The organism is Pseudomonas sp. IT-P218, from assembly GCF_949767605.1.
GTDB lineage: Bacteria > Pseudomonadota > Gammaproteobacteria > Pseudomonadales > Pseudomonadaceae > Aquipseudomonas > Aquipseudomonas putida_AE.
On record NZ_CATKQQ010000004.1, the window covers coordinates 1 to 16,824 of the forward strand.

Sequence of the window (16,824 nt, forward strand, 5' to 3'; positions counted from 1 at the left end):
GAGGTGTTCTTCGCCCTCGAAGGCCAGGACGTCGAAGACGGCGTCGAACCAGCGGATGGCAAATTTGTGGCGAGTGTGGTCGAAAAAGATGCGCGGTGGCGTGCTCATGGTCAGTCCTTCCTGGTCTGCGGGGGGAATGTGCAGGAAGGGTTTTGCGTTCACCCAGGTCCTGATGGATGAAAGCTTTGGTTAAGTTGAATAAGTTGGAAATGGGACGTTTCTGAGAAGGGTGTAGGGCTTTTCTGTATTGGAATACCGGGGTTAAAAGTATCGGACAACCCTGTAGGAGCGAGCTTGCTCGCGATGGTCGTTAACGAAAACTCTGTAAGCCTGACACCCCGCGGCCATCTCGGTTTTTTCGCGAGCAAGCTCGCTCCTACATGAGGGTGACAGCTGTACGCAGGTGTGGAAGACCAGGCCAATCCACGGGCCCTTGCCTACGCAGCCTTGGGCAGTAACGGCGGGTTATCGCTACCAGTGGTAAACCGGTAAAGGCTCAATCATCCGGCATTTCCGGTGGCTTGGCCGGTTTTGCCGGTTTGCCGTTTTTTGCCGCCTTGGCGGTGCCTTTGGGCGGTGGGGTTTCGGCAACCGGAGGTGGCGTTGGCGCCGCAGCTTCCTTCTCTGCCGCCGGCAAGGCATCGACGGTGTCGAAGATTTTCTTCAGGTCGACCGACCTGGATTCATCCCCCGAGCTTTCGAGTTTCTTCTCGCCGTCCTTGCCCATCAGGATCACTTTGGGCAACGCGCCGGCCCCCAGTTTCAGCGCACGGATCAAGGCCATGGTGTCCTGTTGGCCGAGGTCCTTGCCGTCCAGTTGGCCGGACATGTTCAGCACGCTGTACACCCGGATGTTGCGCTCGGCGACACCCTGCTTGTTGGCCGGATCTTCCAGCGACTTTTTCAGGTTGACCCAGACCGGGTCGACGGTGCTCGAGGCAATCACGATCAGCGGCCGGGCCCTGCCCTTGTCGATATCCAGAGGTGAATCGCCATCGGCGGCGAACAAGGGGCCGGCAATCGCCAGCAAGGTAGCCAGGGTCAGTGACCTGATGAGCATGCGCATCTCCTTTTGATATCCACGCTCTAATGATTGCGCATCGCGGCGTTCGTTCCGGTGACGCTTGGCAAATGTGTTTCACCTTGCTCCAAGCTTAGGTCAGGGCGGTCATTGCGCAACAGGCTGGGCTAATCTGAAAGCATGAAATAAACCTCATGAGGAGCCGTGCATGAGCGTTCGACTGAACCACACCATCGTCTGGTGCCGCGACAAACAACGGTCGGCCCATTTCCTCGTTGAACTGCTCGGCCTCCCGGCGCCGGAGCCCTTCGGGCCGATGCTGATCGTCAGGCTCGACAACCAGGTGTCGCTGGACTTCTACGACAACGACCCGCCGATCGCCTCGCAGCATTACGCGTTCCTGCTCGGCGACGACGACTTCGACCAGGCCTTCGCCCGCCTGCAAGCAACCGGGCAGCCATGGTGGGCCGATCCGGGCAAGCAGCAGCCGGGTGAGATCAATGACCATGGCGGCGGACGGCGGGTGTATTTCGATGACCCGGACGGGCATCTGCTGGAGATCTTCACCCGCGAATAGCGGGATACTCATCGCTGCTGTCCGGCCAGGCCGTCAACACCTGAAAGCCATCTTCAGTGACCGCCACCATATGCTCCCACTGTGCCGAAAGGGAGTGATCCTTGGTGACCACGGTCCAGCCGTCGGCCAGGGTTTTCACGTGGCGCTTGCCCAGGTTCAACATGGGCTCGATGGTGAAAATCATGCCGGCTTTCAACTTCATTCCCTGGCCTGGGTAGCCGTAGTGAAGGATTTGCGGTTCATCGTGATAGATCTTGCCGATACCGTGACCGCAGTATTCGCGCACGACACTGAACCCGTCATCTTCCGCCACCTTCTGGATGGCATGCCCAATGTCGCCCAGCGTAGCGCCGGGGCGGACCATGCGGATACCGGCGCACATGGCGTCATAGGTCGTCTTGACCAGGCGTCGTGCCTGCGGGCTAGGTTCGCCCACGAAGTACATGCGACTGGTGTCGCCGTACCAACCGTCCTTGATCACGGCAATGTCGATGTTCAGGATGTCGCCATCCTTCAATACCCTGTTCGAAGGGATGCCATGGCAGACCACTTCGTTGACAGAGGCACAAACGGTCTTGGGAAAGCCGTGGTAGCCGACATTGCCTGGAATGGCTTTCTGCACATTGACGATATGGTCGTGACAGAGCCGATCGAGTTCGTCGGTGGTGACCCCTGCTTGCACATGGGGCGTGATCATCGCCAGCACTTCGGCCGCCAGCGTGGCCGCCGCGCGCGACTGGGCTATTTCTGCCGGGGTATTGAGCTTGATATTGGCCTTCATTGCTTGCCCCTGGACGTTGCATGAACCGGCGAGGCTTGGGAAACATCCGCGATCGCACAGAGCTGTTTTACATCAAGGCCACCGGCCAGTTCGGCACGAATGAGCAGGCGGCAGATGTCGCTGTGATTCAATTCTGGATGTAGCTCGGCCAGCATCCCGATGCGCATCCAGTGTTCGGCTTGCGCATTGATCGAGCGACTCAGCGCATCGCTGGCGACGCGCAGGTTCTCATGCATGTCTTCTGAAATCTTGACGATACCCATCTACTTGCCCGATACGAAATATATATGAAACATATACTAATCGTTTCAGGTGCTGGAGCGCAATTTCTGGCACTGGGTTCAGCCAGAAGAATACTCAACCCTGCATCAGGACGGCGCCTGGCGGAACCCGCTTGCGCAGCTTCTTGCAACTGCCGGGCGGGGGCTGTTGCCCCGGCGGGCGATCAGCGAACCAGATCCGGCATTGACCCGGAGGCGGCCAATGGCCGCGGGGAATGGTTATCTCATCGGACGCGGGCTCTGGCTCCAGCGCAGCCACCTTGAATTGTCCTGCGCTCTGTGGCCCGGCAGTCGCCGCGGCCACTTCCGCTTCGCGCGCCTTCTGTACGGCAACCGGATTCTCCTGCGCCTTGGGCGGGATACCCGAAGCCTGGGCCTGCTGCGCCGCCTGGATCAACTGGAGATTGCGGTTGCGTAACGCCTCGTTGCCTGTAATCCGCATGTTCGAGCGCAACGCCAGGGTTTGCGCCTGCTGGTATTGCCCCTGCTGCAGGCGCAGCACGCCGAGGTAATGCAGGGTCGCGGGATTGTTCGGCTGGATATGCAGGGCACGCTCCAGCGTGGCGGCGGCCTGGTCCAGCTGGCCACTTTCATACTGGCGCGAGGCGGTTTCGATCAGGGCGGTTGAGGCACTATTGCTTTGCGCTGGCGTTTTTCGCTCGGCAGCCACCGGGCCAAACGACGCGACGGCGCAAAACGCCAGGAGGAAGCTGGGCAGGAAACGCTTGGTTGGCATCAGGGGGCAGACTCGGCTGATCTCGGAGGGCACCGCCATGAAAGCAGGCCACCAGCACTGCTCGGAATCTCCGATACAGGGCCCCTACTGACCTGGCCTGCACCCTGAAGTTCCCGTTGCCACGGCCACTTCAGCCCACGTTCGACCTCTGCCAGTCGAACCGACAGGACCTGCTCCCGCACACATCATTAAATTTTCATCTTCAGGAAAATCAACTATACCCAATTGGGCAATCAGTATTGATCCCGGCCCCAAGCACCCGTGCAGTCGCTGGTCCCCGGTCACTCAACGTCAGGACAGACCACGAGACTCTGGTTATGAATGGTTTGAAAGTCGCAGCAGGCCATACCGTTCTAGATTGCTTCCATACTTCCCGCCCGATCGTTGCCCTGGATCAAACCGACTTCACCGATGTTGCCGCCGCGGTACTGACCGTCGACGATGTCATGGGCGGCGCGCTCGATGCCATTCAACGAACAGGTTTCGACATCCCCCTATTCCTGGTGGTCCCTCGCGGCGGTGCCGGCAACCGTGCACTCGATGTCTACAAGCGCCTGCACGAGGTCATCCTGCTGGTCAACGGAGTGTTTGACCTCTCCAGCTACAACGCCGAGTACTACGGCAATCAGCTGGAAACAGCAGCCAAGGCCTATGAAGAAAACCTGTTGCCGCCCTTCTTCGACGTCCTCAAGCACTACACCGAAGCAGCCAATGCGACCTTCGCCTGCCCCGGCCACCAGGGCGGACAATTCTTTCGAAAGCACCCCGCCGGCCGCCAGTTCTTCGATTTCTTCGGCGAAACCCTGTTCCGCGCCGACATGTGCAACGCCGACGTCAAGCTCGGCGACCTGCTGATCCACGAAGGCCCGGCCCTGCTGGCGCAAAAGCATGCCGCCACAGTGTTCAACGCGGACAAGACCTACTTCGTGCTCAACGGCACCTCGGCGTCGAACAAGGTGGTCACCAATGCGTTGCTGACGCCTGGCGACCTGGTGCTGTTCGACCGCAACAACCACAAGTCCAACCACCAGGGGGCATTGATCCAGGCCGGTGCCACGCCGGTGTACCTGGAAACCGCGCGCAACCCCTACGGCTTCATCGGCGGCATCGATGCCCATTGCTTTGAAGAAGACTACCTGCGCGAGCTGATCAAGGAAGTCGCCCCGGACAAGGCCCAGCTACCGCGACCGTTTCGCCTGGCGATCATCCAGTTGGGCACCTATGACGGCACCATCTACAACGCGCGCCAGGTGGTCGACCGCATCGGCAAGCTGTGCGATTACATCCTGTTCGACTCGGCGTGGGTGGGCTACGAGCAGTTCATCCCGATGATGAAGGATTGCTCGCCGATGCTGCTGGACCTTGGCGAAGACGACCCGGGCATCTTCGTCACGCAATCGGTGCACAAGCAACAGGCCGGCTTCTCCCAGGCCTCGCAGATCCACAAGAAGGACCGCCACATCAAGGGCCAGGCGCGCTACTGCAATCATGCGCGGTTGAACAACGCCTTCATGGCCCAGGCTTCCACCAGCCCGTTCTACCCGCTGTTCGCCTCGCTGGATGTGAATGCGCGCATCCACGCCGGCCGCAGTGGCTTGCGCCTGTGGGAAGACTGCGTGAAGTTCGGCATCAATGCACGCAAGCTGATCCTCGAAGCCTGCACGCTGGTGCGCCCCTTCGTGCCGGAAACCATCGACGGTCGCCCCTGGCAGGACCACCCCACCGACGCCATCGCCAGCGACCTGCGCTTTTTCGAGTTTCACCCCAAGGATCGCTGGCACGCCTTCCCAGGTTATGCCGACAAGCAATACTTCATCGACCCCTGCAAGCTGCTGTTCACCACCCCCGGGATCGACCCGATTGATGGCAGCTACACCGACTTCGGCATCCACGCCGGCATCCTGGCCAACTTCCTGCGCCAGAACGGCATCGTCCCGGAGAAGTGCGACCTCAACTCGATCCTGTTCCTGCTCACGCCCGCCGAAGACTGGGCGAAGATGAGCCATCTGGCCGCGCAACTGGCGCGCTTCGAGCAGTTCCTCAGCGATGACGCGCCCATGAGCCGGGTGCTGCCGGCCATCTACGCCAGGTTCGAGGACCGCTACCGCAACTACAGCATCCGCCAGCTCTGCCAGGAAATGCACGACCTCTACCGCAGCCATAACGTGCAGCAACTGCAGAAGGACATGTTCCGCAAGGAACACTTCCCGAAAAAAGCCATGAACCCGCAACAGGCGCAGATCGAATACATCCGCGGCAATGTCGAGCTCGTCGCGTTGGCCGATGCCGACGGTCGTATTGCGGCCGAAGGGGCACTGCCCTACCCGCCCGGTGTGCTGTGCGTGGTGCCGGGGGAAATCTGGGGTGGTGCGGTATTGAAGTATTTCCTCGCGCTGGAAGACGGCATCAACGCCTTGCCCGGCTTCACGCCGGAACTGCAAGGCGTGTACCTGAAAGAACAAGGCGGCCGCATTCGCGCTTACGGATACGTGCTCAAGGCCTGATCCTCGCCCCATTCAAAGAGCAGCGTTTCCTGCGACTTACAGCAAGGAGTGTGCGATGGCAGATTCAAGCAAGAAAATGGGCCTGATGGGGCTCACCACCCTGGTAACGGTCAACATGATGGGCTCAGGCATCATCATGCTCCCCACCAACATGGCCCAACTGGGTGCCGTCTCGCTGTTGTCGTGGATTTTCACGGCGATCGGCTCGATGGCCATTGCCTACTGCTTCGCCCAGTGCGGGGTGTTCTGCGCGCGTTCCGGCGGCTTGTCCGCCTACACCGAAGAAGCCCATGCCAAGTCGGGGTTCTTCCTCTGCTCGTACCTGTACTTCCTGTCCCTGGCGATCGCCAACGTCGCTGTTGCCATCTCGGCAGTGGGCTACATGAGCGCCTTCCTGCCCTGGCTGAGCACGGGAGCCATCCCGCTGTTCGTCGGCACGGTCGGGCTGATCTGGATCACCATCATCGCCAACTTCGGTGGCCCCAGCATCACCGGCAAGATCGGCGCGATCACCGTGTGGGGCGTGATCATTCCGGTGGCGGGCCTGTGCATCATCGGCTGGTTCTGGTTCGATGCCAACGTGCTGGAAGCCGCCTGGAACCCCAACAACCTGGCGATCTCCGACGCCATCGGCAAGGCCATCCCCCTGACCCTGTGGGCCTTCCTCGGCATGGAATCGGCGGCCCAGGCCACCGATGCGGTGGAAGACCCCAAGCGCAACGTACCGCTGGCCTGCCTGTTCGGCACCCTCGGTGCAGCCACGGTCTATGTGCTGTCGACCACCGTCATCCAGGGAATCATTCCCAACGCCGAACTGGCCAACTCCTCGGCACCGTTCGCGCTGGTCTACGCCAAGATGTTCAGCCCGCTGGTGGGTAACATCGTCATGGCCCTGGCGGTCATGGCGTGCGTGGGCTCGCTGCTGGGCTGGCAGTTCACCCTGGCCCAGACCGCGAAGATGACCGCCGACCAGAACCTGTTTCTCAAGCTGTTCAGCAAGGTCAACGCCAGCGATGCCCCCGTGATCGGCATGATCGTCTGCGGCGTGCTGCAGACGCTCATGGCCGTGTCGACCATCTCGCCCGATGCCGCTGCACAGTTCAGCAAACTGGTGAGCCTGGCGGCCGTGACCAACCTGATCCCGTACATCACGGCGCTGACCGGTTTGCTGGTGATCATGCACAAGGCCCAGGTGGGGCCCGCGGTGTACTCGCGCAACGTGGTGGTGCTGCTGGTGGCGGTGGCCTACTCGTTATATGCGCTCTACGCCTGCGGCAAGGATGCGGTACTGGGCGGCACCCTGGTGCTCGCCTTTGGCTACCTGCTCTATGGCTTCCTCGCCAAGCGTTTCGTCGACGCGCCCACCGTCACCCAGGCCAGGACCGGCAATGTTTAGGCATGGCAATCAGGACTGCTCAGACTTGTACACGGGGAAACCGGACATGAAAGTACCTTTTGCTGCAAAAACCACCCGCCTGCTGCTGGCCCTGGTGGTCACCGCCCTGCCGATGGTGGCGGGTGCCAACACCCTGGAGCGCATCCGCACCAGCAATGCCTTTACCCTGGGCTACGTGCCGGACCTGTCGCCCTTCAGCGTTCAGGATGGCGACAAAGCCAGCGGTTATGCCATCGACCTGTGCCTGAAGATCGCCGACAAGCTCAAGAGCGAACTCGACCTGCCCAACCTGCAGGTGCGCTACCAGCCCGTCACGTCTGCCGAAGAGACCAGCGCGGTGAAACTGGGCAAGGTCGACATCCTCTGCACGCCGACCCCGCCTACCCTCGAACGGCGCAAGTCCGTCAGCTACTCGATACCGGTGTACACCGCCGGCCTCTCGGTACTGGTGCGCAAGGATGCCACCGAACCGCTGCTCAACGCGCTCAACGGCAAGGAAGCCATCCCCGGCCCGACCTGGCGGGCGACGATCAACCGCGGCCTGGCCAACCAGACCTACGCCACCGTCGAGGGCGGTGTAGTCGAAGACTGGATTCGCGAACAGATGCGCATGCTCGGCGTGATCGCTTCGCTGGTGACGGTGGCCAATACCGAAGAAGGTGCAGCGATGGTCGCCACGCGCAAGGCCGATGCGTTCTTCTCCGAGCGCATGCTCCTGAAAAACCAGGTGGCCAAAGGCGGCGCCAACAATGACCTGATGGTCCTGGACCGCATCTTCGAGTTCTCCCCGGTGGCCATGATCGTCGAACGCGGTGACGAAGACTTCCGGCTGCTGGTCGATATGGCACTGAGCGAGGCTTATCGCTCCGGCGCCATCGAGCAGGAGTACGACAAGTACCTGGGCGGGATCAACGAGACGATGAAGAAGCTGTTCCGGGTGTATGCATTGCCGTGAGGATTTCTCAGAACGCCAGTTTGTAGCCGATCAATACCAGCATGGTCGCCAGGCAAGGACGCAACACTTCATCGGAGATACGCCCGGTCAGGTGGCTGCCCAGGTAGATCCCCGGCAACGAACCGACCAGCAGATAACCGAGTACGTGCCAGTCCATGTTGCCCATGCTCGCATGGCCAAGGCCGGCGACCAGGGTCAGGGGCACGGCGTGGGCGATTTCGGTGCCGACCAGGCGGCGGGTCGGCAGCAACGGATAGAGGATGAACAACGCCACGGTGCCCAGGGCGCCCGCGCCGATCGAGGTCAAGGCGACCATGGCGCCCAGCACCAGGCCGGTGATCACGGTCAGGACATTGAGGCGCGCGCCGCTGGGGTTGTAGTTGCCGCCCGCGCGCTTGTGGGCGAAATCGAGCAGGCGTTTCTTGAACAGGATCGCCAACGCCGTGGCGAACAGGACAAAGCCCAACGCCTGCTTGATGATCGCGTTCATCGCGTCGGGTGCTTCGTTCAGACTGCTCAGGAACCACAACGTCAACGCCACCGCCGGCACGCTGCCGAGGGTCAGCCAACCGGTGATCGACCAGTCGATGTTGTTGTTCTTGCGGTGAACCAGGACGCCGCTGGATTTGGTGATGGCCGCGTACAGCAGATCGGTGCCGACTGCGGTTGCCGGGTTGATGCCGAACCATAGCAGGATGGGGGTCATCAACGACCCGCCACCGACGCCCGTCATGCCGACGATAAAGCCGACCACCAGCCCGGCCACGACCAACCCGAAATTCAATAGATCCATTGATACGTCCACAAACCGCAGGGAATAACTGGCCCGCAGCATAGCGACAATTCTTATAACCAGTTATATCGATGCGATCTATCTTTATACCCCGATGTCATCACAACCTGTAGGAGCTGCCGAAGGCTGCGATCTTTTGATCTGGTTTTTGAAGATCAAAAGATCGCAGCCTTCGGCAGCTCCTACAAAGGGGTGGGTCATTGCACCGGCAGGAAATTCAGGAACAGCAGGCTCTGGGCATAATTCAGGCCGATCCGCCGGTAGCGTTCGTCGAGCATCTGGGTCACCAGGTCCAGGCGCGCGACGATCTTGCCGAACTCCACGGCGAAACTCAGGTTGCTGCCCTCCTCCGAGATTTCGTTGGAGAACAGCATGGGCTGGCCGTCCTTGTTCTGCCGCTGGCTGAGGATCCAGGTGGCGATCTCGATGTTGCGCGCGGCATTGCTGACGAACGTCGGGTTGATCGCGTCCGTCATGTAGAACTCCAGGCGATTGCCGTGGGCGGTGACCAGCATGCTGCCGATGGCATAGATGAACGCACCGACCCGATCGCCGAGAAACTCAGGGCTCATGGCAAACCGCAGCGCCGCCAGATCCTTCTTGTTCCCCAGCGTGGGCAAGGGCTGCTGCTGCTCAATGGCCATGCGCACCTGCTTGCCGGCGGTACGGGCATCGAGGAAGCCGGATTTCTTCAATTCCTCGGGGTTGCGCAGGTACAGCTTGCCCATCAGCAGGTAAAGGCTGTCGAGGTTGTCGCGCATGGCCAGCGTGGCCATGCGGTCGACGCTGGTTTGCAGGAACTCCTGGGGTTTGCCTTCGCGTATCTGGGTGAACAGGTCGTTGCCGGGTTGGTGGCTGCAACCGCTGGCCAGCAACAGCGACAGACCGGCCAGTAGCAGGCGATGGCGACGGATTGAGCGGATGATGTGGGGTGAAACTTCGGCCATGGGCATTGAACTTGGACATGGGCCGGCGGTGGGGATCGCCGTCGGCTGGCAATGGATAGAGCCGATAGATGGGGAAAAGTGCGGTGGCGAGGGTTGGCAATCGATCACCGGCAGGTTTGGGAGCAGAACCGGAACGAAGCCGCTTACCTTGTAGGAGCTGGCTCGCCAGCGATGGTCGTCAACGATAACGCGTGATGTCAGGTTCATCGCGGCGCTCTGGCGTTAATCGCTGGCAAGCCAGCTCCTGCAGGGGATCGGGTACATCCGCGTGCAGTTGGCCGTCGGGATGGAACCCTTGGGTCTATCCTGATGCCAACCGAAATATCACTAAAAGGAGCAAGCATGCGCACCCAGCAATTGGCCGGCACCCAAGTGCCCGTGATTGGCCAGGGCACCTGGCAAATGGGCGAAGACCCCGCCCGCCATAAAGAGGAAGTCGCCGCCCTGCGCCTGGGCATCGACCTGGGCATGACCCTGATCGACACCGCAGAAATGTACGCCGAAGGCGGCGCCGAGATCGTGGTGGGTGATGCCATCGCCGGCCAGCGCGACCGGGTCTTTCTCGTCAGCAAGGTCTACCCGCACAACGCCAGCCGCCAGGGCATTCCCCAGGCGTGCGAGCGCAGCCTGCGGCGGCTGAAGACCGAGACTATCGATCTGTACCTGTTGCATTGGCGGGGCCAGTATCCCCTGGAAGAAACGGTCGAGGCCTTCGAACGCCTGCGTGAAGCCGGCAAGATTGGCCGTTGGGGCGTGTCCAACCTTGATCTCGACGACATGCTGGAACTCCCGGCAAAGGAGGCCTGCGCCACCAATCAGGTACTCTACAACCTGGAGGAGCGCGGCATAGAATTCGATCTCTTGCCCTGGTGCAAGGCACACGGGATGCCGGTCATGGCCTATTGTCCAATCGGCCAGGCAGGGAACATGCTGGCCAATGCTACGCTCAAACAAGTAGCTGCCCGCCACGACGCCACGCCTGCCCAAGTCTCGCTGGCATGGCTGCTGCGCCAGGACGGCGTGATCGCCATCCCCAAGGCTGTCCGCCCGGACCACGTGCAACTCAATGCGCAAGCGGTACGGTTGAAGCTGGAGGCTGGGGATCTGGAGGCGCTGGACCAAGCGTTTCACGCGCCCAAACGCAAGCAGCGGTTGGCCATGGTCTAAGCCATCGCGGTGACAGAGGGCTTCGATATGAGAAGCACCGATCAACCGGACGTCTTTAACCTGCAACGCTTTATCCAGGCGCAGAACCCGGTGTTCGACCGGGTTCTAGCCGAACTGGAGGCCGGCCACAAGCGCAGTCACTGGATGTGGTTCATTTTCCCGCAATTTGCCGGGCTGGGTGACAGCGACATGTCGCGCCGCTTCGCGATCCGCTCCCGGCAGGAAGCACAGGCCTATCTCGACCACCCGCTGCTGGGTGCCCGGCTAAGGACTTGTACCCAGCAAGTGCTGGACATCCCGCAGCGCTCGGTGGCAGCGATTTTCGGCCATCCCGACGACCTGAAGTTTCGCTCCTCGATGACCTTGTTTGCCCAGATAGCGGCCGCCGACAGCCTCTTTCATCAAGCCTTGAACCAGTATTTCCACGGCATCCTGGATGACTGGACGCTGTCGCTGATGGACTCAAAACAAGCCCAGTTGCCCCCCCACCAGGGTTGAGAAATCATCGTCGACAAACGGCAGGATCGCGTCCGCCACCGGTTGCAGCTGCCGACTGATGTAGTGGTCGTAATCGATGGGCGCACTGCGGATTTCCAGCGGCTCGGGGCCGGCGACGGTGATCACGTAGCTGATCCAGCCGCCATTCTGGTACTGCCGCGGGCGGCCCTGGCGATCGTTGTAATCATCGGCAATGCGCGCCGCCCGTACATGAGGCGGGACATTGCGCTGGTAGTCGTCAAGCGTGCGGCGCAGGCGCTTGCGGTAGATCAGGCGCTCGTCGAACTCACCGGCCAGGGTCTTGCGCACGTACTCGCGCACATAGTCCTGATAGGGCTTGCGGTGGAAGATCAGCGAATACAGCTCCTGCTGGAATTGCCGGGCCAGCAGCGACCAGTCGGTGCGCACGGTTTCCAGGCCCTTGTAGACCATCTCGTCACTGCCATCGGTGCGCGTGACCAACCCCGCGTAACGCTTCTTGCTGCCCTCCTCCGCACCGCGAATGGTCGGCATGAGGAAGCGTTTGTAGTGGGTTTCGAACTGCAGCTCCAGCACGCTCTCCAGGCCGTACTCGCGGCGTACATGCTCGCGCCACCACTGGTTGACGTGATCGACCAGCGCGCGGCCGATCTGCGCGGCTTCCTGCTGGCCGTGGGCGCGCCGCAGCCAGACGAAGGTCGAGTCGGTGTCGCCGTAGATCACCGTGTGGCCCTGGGCCTCGATCAGCTCACGGGTGCGCAGCATGATCTCGTGGCCACGCAAGGTGATGGATGACGCCAGGCGCGTGTCGAAGAAGCGGCAGCCACTGGAGCCCAGCACGCCATAGAACGCGTTCATGATGATCTTCAGCGCCTGGGACAGCGGCGCGTTGTGCTCTCGCTTGGCGGTTTCCCGGCCTTCGGCGACCCGGGCGACGATGGCCGGCAGGCAATGCCGGGTGCGGGAGAACCGTGCGCCGCGAAAACCCGGTACCGAATCCTGGTTGTCGGGGTGCTTGAGCCCTTCGATCAGGCCTACCGGGTCGATGAGGAAGGTGCGGATGATCGACGGATAGAGGCTTTTGTAGTCGAAAACCAGTACCGACTCGTACAGCCCCGGCTGCGAGTCCATGACAAAACCCCCGGGGCTGGCTTGCGCCGGCTTGCTGCCAAGGTTGGGCGCCACGAAGCCCTGGCGATGCATCAGCGGCATGTACAGGTGGGTGAACGCCGCCACCGAGCCGCCCATGCGATCGGCCGGCAAACCGGTGACACTGGCCCGCTCCAGGAGGAACTTGAGCAGCTCGGTCTTGGCGAAGATCCGCGTGACCAGCTCGCAGTCCTTGAGGTTGTACTTGGCCAGCGCCGGCTTGTCCTCGGCGAACATGCGGTTGATTTCATCCATGCGCTGGTACGGGTTATCGATCGCCTTGCCTTCGCCCAGCAGGGTTTGCGCGACGTTTTCCAGGCTGAAAGAGGGGAAACTCCAGGTCGCCGAGCGCAAGGACTCGATGCCGTCGATGATCAGCCGGCCGGCGGCGGAGGCAAAGTAATGGTTGCCGCTGCCGTGTTCGCGCCATTGCATTTCCTCGCCGCCACGCCCCAGTTTCAACGGCACGCCCAGGCGCCGGGCGTGCTCGTGCAACACCCGCAGGTCGAACTGCACGACGTTCCAGCCGATGATGGCGTCAGGGTCGTGGCGGGCGAACCATTCATTGAGCTTTTTCAGCAGCAGGGTTCGCGACTCGCAGTACTCAAGTTGGAAATCCACTGCGCTGTGGTCGCCATTGGGCGGGCCGAGCATGTAGACCTGACGCTCGCCGCAGCCTTCCAGGGCGATGGAATACAACTCGGCCTGGGCGGTGGTCTCGATGTCCAGGGACACCAGTTTCAGGCTGGGCCGATAGTCGGGGTCGGGTTTCATCTGTGCATCGAGCAGCAGGCCATCGGCATCCGGTGTACCGCCAAAACGTACCGGTGCGGTAATGAACCGTTCCATCATGTAGCGCTCCGGCGGGCGCACATCGGCCTCGTACACTTCGACGCCTGCCCGGCGCAGCGCGGTTTCCAGGCGCATCAGTTGCCCGTGCTGCTGGCAATACAGGCCGAGCACCGGGCGATGTTCGAAATCCAGCAGGGCCAGGGGCTTGAGCTCGACGTTCTTTTCGTCGCGCAACAGCGCCTCGGCCTGCTCGCGCTGCTCGGCCGGGATGAACGCCACCGACGGCTGATGAGGCAGGCGGATGCGCCGGGGGCCGCTGTCGGTCGCCAGCCAGAACTCGACTTCGGTGCCCGCCGGTGTGTCGCGCCAATGCCGGGTCAGGACGAAGCCCTGGGGTAAATCCACCACTGCAAACCTCAACGTTGATTCAGAGGGTGATTCTACGCGTTAGCCTGGAAAAGATCGCAGCCTTCGGCAGCTCCTACAGAAGAACGCATTCCTCCTGTAGGAGCTGCCGAAGGCTGCGATCTTTTTGGTTTTACAGAAAAAAACCGCCGAATGACGTTTTTTGCATGCTATCTGCCGCATTCGCCCTTGCCCTCAACGCCTGGGTCTACGATCCTTCAAGGACAACGACAACACCCGGGAAACCGCCATGAAAACCGTCGCGCAACTGCTCAAGATGAAAGATCAGAAGAACCAGGAAGTGCACCAGATCAAACCGGATCACATGGTGCTCGAAGCGCTGATGAAGATGGCTGAAAAAAACGTCGGTGCCTTGCTGGTGGTGGAGAATGACGAGGTGCTGGGCATCATCAGTGAGCGCGACTACGCGCGCAAACTGGTGCTGCATGGCCGCTCCTCCGTGGGTACGCCGGTACGCGACATCATGGTATCGCCCGTCATTACCGTGGACACCCATCAAACCGTCGACACCTGCCTGGGCATCATGTCCGACAGACGCCTGCGCCACCTGCCGGTGGTGGAAAACGGCAAGTTGATCGGCCTGCTGTCGATCGGCGACCTGGTCAAGGAAGCCATCGCCGAACAGGCCGAGCTGATTCGCCAGCTGGAGCAATACATTCGCGGCGAATGATGAGTCCTCTGTACCTGTAGGAGCGAGCTTGCTCGCGATGGTGGATCAGCTGCACAGGTGTCGACTGACACACCATCGCGAGCAAGCTCGCTCCCACAGGGGGAGGAGTTGATGAGTTTACGAAGGCCAATGCCGGGCAAACACCGGCGCCAATGTCGGGTGCCGGTCAATCCGTTCCAGCCAGGCGGAAAAACCCGGCCGGGTCCGGCGCAAATGCTCGCGGCTGCCCGCCCACCGCGTAACCACCGCCGCCAGCACATCCAATGCTCCCGGTGTCTCGTCACCCAAATACAACTCCGCGGAAAACTGGTCGGCAAACACTTCCCAACTCCAGTGCAGACGCTGCCGGGCACCGGCCATGAGGTTTTGCCGCGACGCTTCATCCGCCCCGGCCAGCCAGCGTTCGGGGTAATCGATGATGCCGATGGCCGCATAACAATTGCTGACGATGAACGCCAGGCCACGAATGGCCTGGTCACGGTCGGCAGGGTCGGCCGGCAACAGGTTCGACTGGGGAAACGTCAGCCCGAGATGAATCAGGATCGCCGCGCTCTCGGTGAGGATGCCGCCGTCGGGCAGTTGCAGCGTCGGGATCTGCTTGAGCGGATTGAGCTTCTCCAATGCCTGGGCGGCCTCCGGGGAGGTCTCGACATCGATGAAGCGATAGGCGATCTCGCACAGCTCCAGTGCGGCCTCGATCGCCGCCGCGCCAGAGTTCTGATGTCCGTAGAGTTGATACATTCACGCCTCCTGATTGGCCGAGATCAGCACCCGCTATGCAGTGTAGAAGGCGCCATCGACCACGCCTCGACCGTCCGACGACTGTAACATCACGGCCATCAAGGGAATTGCAGCGCCGCGTTCAACGCGCCATGCAGCGCTGGTAACGCTCGTCGACCCGTTTGGCGAACCAGGCGGTGGTGAGCTTGCGGGTGATTTTCGGGCTTTGCAGCACGATGCCCGGCAATACCGCACGCGGCAGGGCACGACCTTCGGCCTGTTCGGCCAGGGCGAAAACCCGCTGATAGAGTTCGCTGTCCTCGAACGCCAGGGTGTTGCCCTCCTCCAATTGATCCCTGATCGTCGGGTTGCGCATGCCGAGCTGCTTGCCCAGGGTGCGCACCGCCAGTTCGGTGCTGCCGGGCATGATCGAATCGTAGCGGACCAGGTCGCCGTCCAGCGCCAGTGGAATGCCCGAGGCCCGGCTCACGGCGTTCTGGAAGGCGGCATTGCGACTGGCGTACCAACCGGCGTTGAAATCGGCGAAGCGGTACAAGGGTTGCTTGTAGCTCACCGGATAACCGAGCAAATGCGCGATGCCGAAGTACATGCCGCCGCGCCGGGTAAAGACTTCGCGTCGTATCGAGCCCTCCACCGGATACGGATAGCCTTTGGCCTGCTGTTCGGCAAAGTCGATGCTGACCTGCATCGGCCCGCCGGTGTGCACCGGGTTGAAGCCGGCGAACAGGGTCTTGCCCATGGGCACCATGCCGATGAAGTCATCGAAAATCGCGCTCAGTTCCCGTTCGCTGCGCGCCGCATTCAGCCGGTCGCTGTAGGTCTTGCCGTTGGGTGAACTGACCCGCAGCGCACCGCTGACCAACAGTTCGGGGATATGCGCCTTGGATGCCCGGCGATCGATTTCCTCCCGGGCGATCTTGCCCAGCCCCGGCACGCGGGGATCAACCTGGAAGGTCGATTCCTGCTCGGTGACCGCCAGCACCGCACAAATGTTTTGCGTGGTCGGTGCAATGTCCTGCGCGGCAAACGCGGCGTAGATGTCCGTGGCCCACCCCTGGCGATCGACGGTCTTGGCCGGCAGCAGGCGCACGATCTGCGCCTTGACCTCGGCGGGCTTGCGCGCCAGCGGTTCCTGGGTGCGCTGGCTGCTGCAGCCGGCCAGCACCAGCAACGCGGTGATGCTCATGATCAATCGATGGGCTTGCATGTTGCTCCAGGGCGTTCGTTTAACCGGTTAACCATACGACCAATGGCATGGCCCAGGCTATGACCGTGGCGTGAGCCCGGCTGTTCCTCTGGTGCCCATGAAACGTTACCTACACACCGTCATACAAATTGATTGCAGGATATGACTGAGAACTCCTATCATTCGCGCCAGGAGTCGCATTTGCGCAAGGAGTTCCGCGCCGTC

Annotated in this window: 16 protein-coding genes; 7 read left to right on the forward strand and 9 right to left on the reverse strand. The window is 61.5% G+C overall.

All coding sequences use genetic code 11. From position 1 onward, the window contains the following. Positions 1–496: 496 nt before the first annotated feature. A complete protein-coding gene (locus tag ACM6I6_RS02995) occupies positions 497–1,060 on the reverse strand; it encodes a DUF4174 domain-containing protein (protein WP_323608343.1) in 564 nt (187 codons plus the stop codon). Positions 1,061–1,229: 169 nt separating this feature from the next. Here ACM6I6_RS02995 and ACM6I6_RS03000 point away from each other — a divergent pair, with 169 nt between their 5' ends. Continuing rightward, a complete protein-coding gene (locus ACM6I6_RS03000; RefSeq protein ID WP_406592279.1) occupies positions 1,230–1,598 on the forward strand; it encodes a VOC family protein in 369 nt (122 codons plus the stop codon). On the opposite strand, the gene map is transcribed toward ACM6I6_RS03000, so the two are convergent. The 3 genes from map to ACM6I6_RS03015 form a co-directional block, all read right to left on the reverse strand. Further along, positions 1,585–2,379: a type I methionyl aminopeptidase gene (gene map, locus ACM6I6_RS03005; RefSeq protein WP_406592280.1), complete on the reverse strand. Its 795-nt coding sequence runs from the start codon at positions 2,377–2,379 to the stop codon at positions 1,585–1,587. The two genes, ACM6I6_RS03000 and map, sit on opposite strands and share 14 nt — an antisense overlap. Continuing rightward, positions 2,376–2,642, reverse strand: a complete 267-nt coding sequence (locus ACM6I6_RS03010; RefSeq protein ID WP_323608347.1) for a ParD-like family protein — start codon at positions 2,640–2,642, stop codon at positions 2,376–2,378. Before ACM6I6_RS03010 ends, map begins: the two co-directional genes overlap by 4 nt. A 94-nt stretch (positions 2,643–2,736) precedes the next feature. Then, positions 2,737–3,396 (reverse strand): tetratricopeptide repeat protein, encoded by a 660-nt coding sequence (locus ACM6I6_RS03015; RefSeq protein ID WP_406592293.1) that lies wholly within the window; start codon positions 3,394–3,396, stop codon positions 2,737–2,739. Between the two features lie 317 nt (positions 3,397–3,713). On the opposite strand from ACM6I6_RS03015, the gene speF reads away from it, so the two are divergent. Genes speF through ACM6I6_RS03030 form a run of 3 tightly spaced genes read left to right on the forward strand, consistent with a single transcriptional unit; the run spans position 3,714 to position 8,251 of the window. Continuing rightward, positions 3,714–5,900, forward strand: coding sequence for an ornithine decarboxylase SpeF (gene speF, locus ACM6I6_RS03020; RefSeq protein ID WP_414919373.1), 2,187 nt, complete (start codon positions 3,714–3,716; stop codon positions 5,898–5,900). Positions 5,901–5,955: 55 nt separating this feature from the next. After that, a complete protein-coding gene (potE, locus tag ACM6I6_RS03025) occupies positions 5,956–7,296 on the forward strand; it encodes a putrescine-ornithine antiporter (RefSeq protein ID WP_274077029.1) in 1,341 nt (446 codons plus the stop codon). Between the two features lie 46 nt (positions 7,297–7,342). Beyond that, positions 7,343–8,251: an amino acid ABC transporter substrate-binding protein gene (locus tag ACM6I6_RS03030; protein WP_408600213.1), complete on the forward strand. Its 909-nt coding sequence runs from the start codon at positions 7,343–7,345 to the stop codon at positions 8,249–8,251. Positions 8,252–8,258: 7 nt separating this feature from the next. Here ACM6I6_RS03030 and ACM6I6_RS03035 read toward each other — a convergent pair whose 3' ends face one another. Beyond that, positions 8,259–9,044: a sulfite exporter TauE/SafE family protein gene (locus ACM6I6_RS03035; protein ID WP_274077031.1), complete on the reverse strand. Its 786-nt coding sequence runs from the start codon at positions 9,042–9,044 to the stop codon at positions 8,259–8,261. 197 nt (positions 9,045–9,241) lie between these two features. Next, complete coding sequence (locus tag ACM6I6_RS03040; protein WP_323608352.1) at positions 9,242–9,991, reverse strand: hypothetical protein; 750 nt, start codon at positions 9,989–9,991, stop codon at positions 9,242–9,244. 342 nt (positions 9,992–10,333) lie between these two features. On the opposite strand from ACM6I6_RS03040, the gene ACM6I6_RS03045 reads away from it, so the two are divergent. Both ACM6I6_RS03045 and ACM6I6_RS03050 read left to right on the forward strand, forming a co-directional pair. Next, entirely contained in the window at positions 10,334–11,158 is an 825-nt protein-coding gene (locus tag ACM6I6_RS03045) for an aldo/keto reductase (protein WP_323608353.1), read from the forward strand. Positions 11,159–11,185: 27 nt separating this feature from the next. After that, positions 11,186–11,656, forward strand: coding sequence for a DUF1810 domain-containing protein (locus ACM6I6_RS03050; RefSeq protein ID WP_414919374.1), 471 nt, complete (start codon positions 11,186–11,188; stop codon positions 11,654–11,656). On the opposite strand, the gene ACM6I6_RS03055 is transcribed toward ACM6I6_RS03050, so the two are convergent. Further along, the gene (locus ACM6I6_RS03055; protein ID WP_414919375.1) at positions 11,621–13,981 is read right to left on the reverse strand and encodes a DNA polymerase II; all 2,361 of its coding nucleotides are present in this window, start codon (positions 13,979–13,981) and stop codon (positions 11,621–11,623) included. The two genes, ACM6I6_RS03050 and ACM6I6_RS03055, sit on opposite strands and share 36 nt — an antisense overlap. Before the next feature lie 250 nt (positions 13,982–14,231). Between ACM6I6_RS03055 and ACM6I6_RS03060 the strand changes: the two genes are divergently transcribed. Then, positions 14,232–14,672: a CBS domain-containing protein gene (locus ACM6I6_RS03060; protein ID WP_180204955.1), complete on the forward strand. Its 441-nt coding sequence runs from the start codon at positions 14,232–14,234 to the stop codon at positions 14,670–14,672. 117 nt (positions 14,673–14,789) lie between these two features. Here the strand turns inward: ACM6I6_RS03060 and ACM6I6_RS03065 are convergent, their stop codons facing one another. Both ACM6I6_RS03065 and ACM6I6_RS03070 read right to left on the reverse strand, forming a co-directional pair. Next, positions 14,790–15,413 (reverse strand): glutathione S-transferase N-terminal domain-containing protein, encoded by a 624-nt coding sequence (locus tag ACM6I6_RS03065; protein ID WP_274077036.1) that lies wholly within the window; start codon positions 15,411–15,413, stop codon positions 14,790–14,792. A 121-nt stretch (positions 15,414–15,534) separates the two neighbouring features. Further along, positions 15,535–16,620, reverse strand: a complete 1,086-nt coding sequence (locus ACM6I6_RS03070) for a DUF1615 domain-containing protein (RefSeq protein ID WP_323627551.1) — start codon at positions 16,618–16,620, stop codon at positions 15,535–15,537. Between the last annotated feature and the right edge of the window lie 204 nt (positions 16,621–16,824).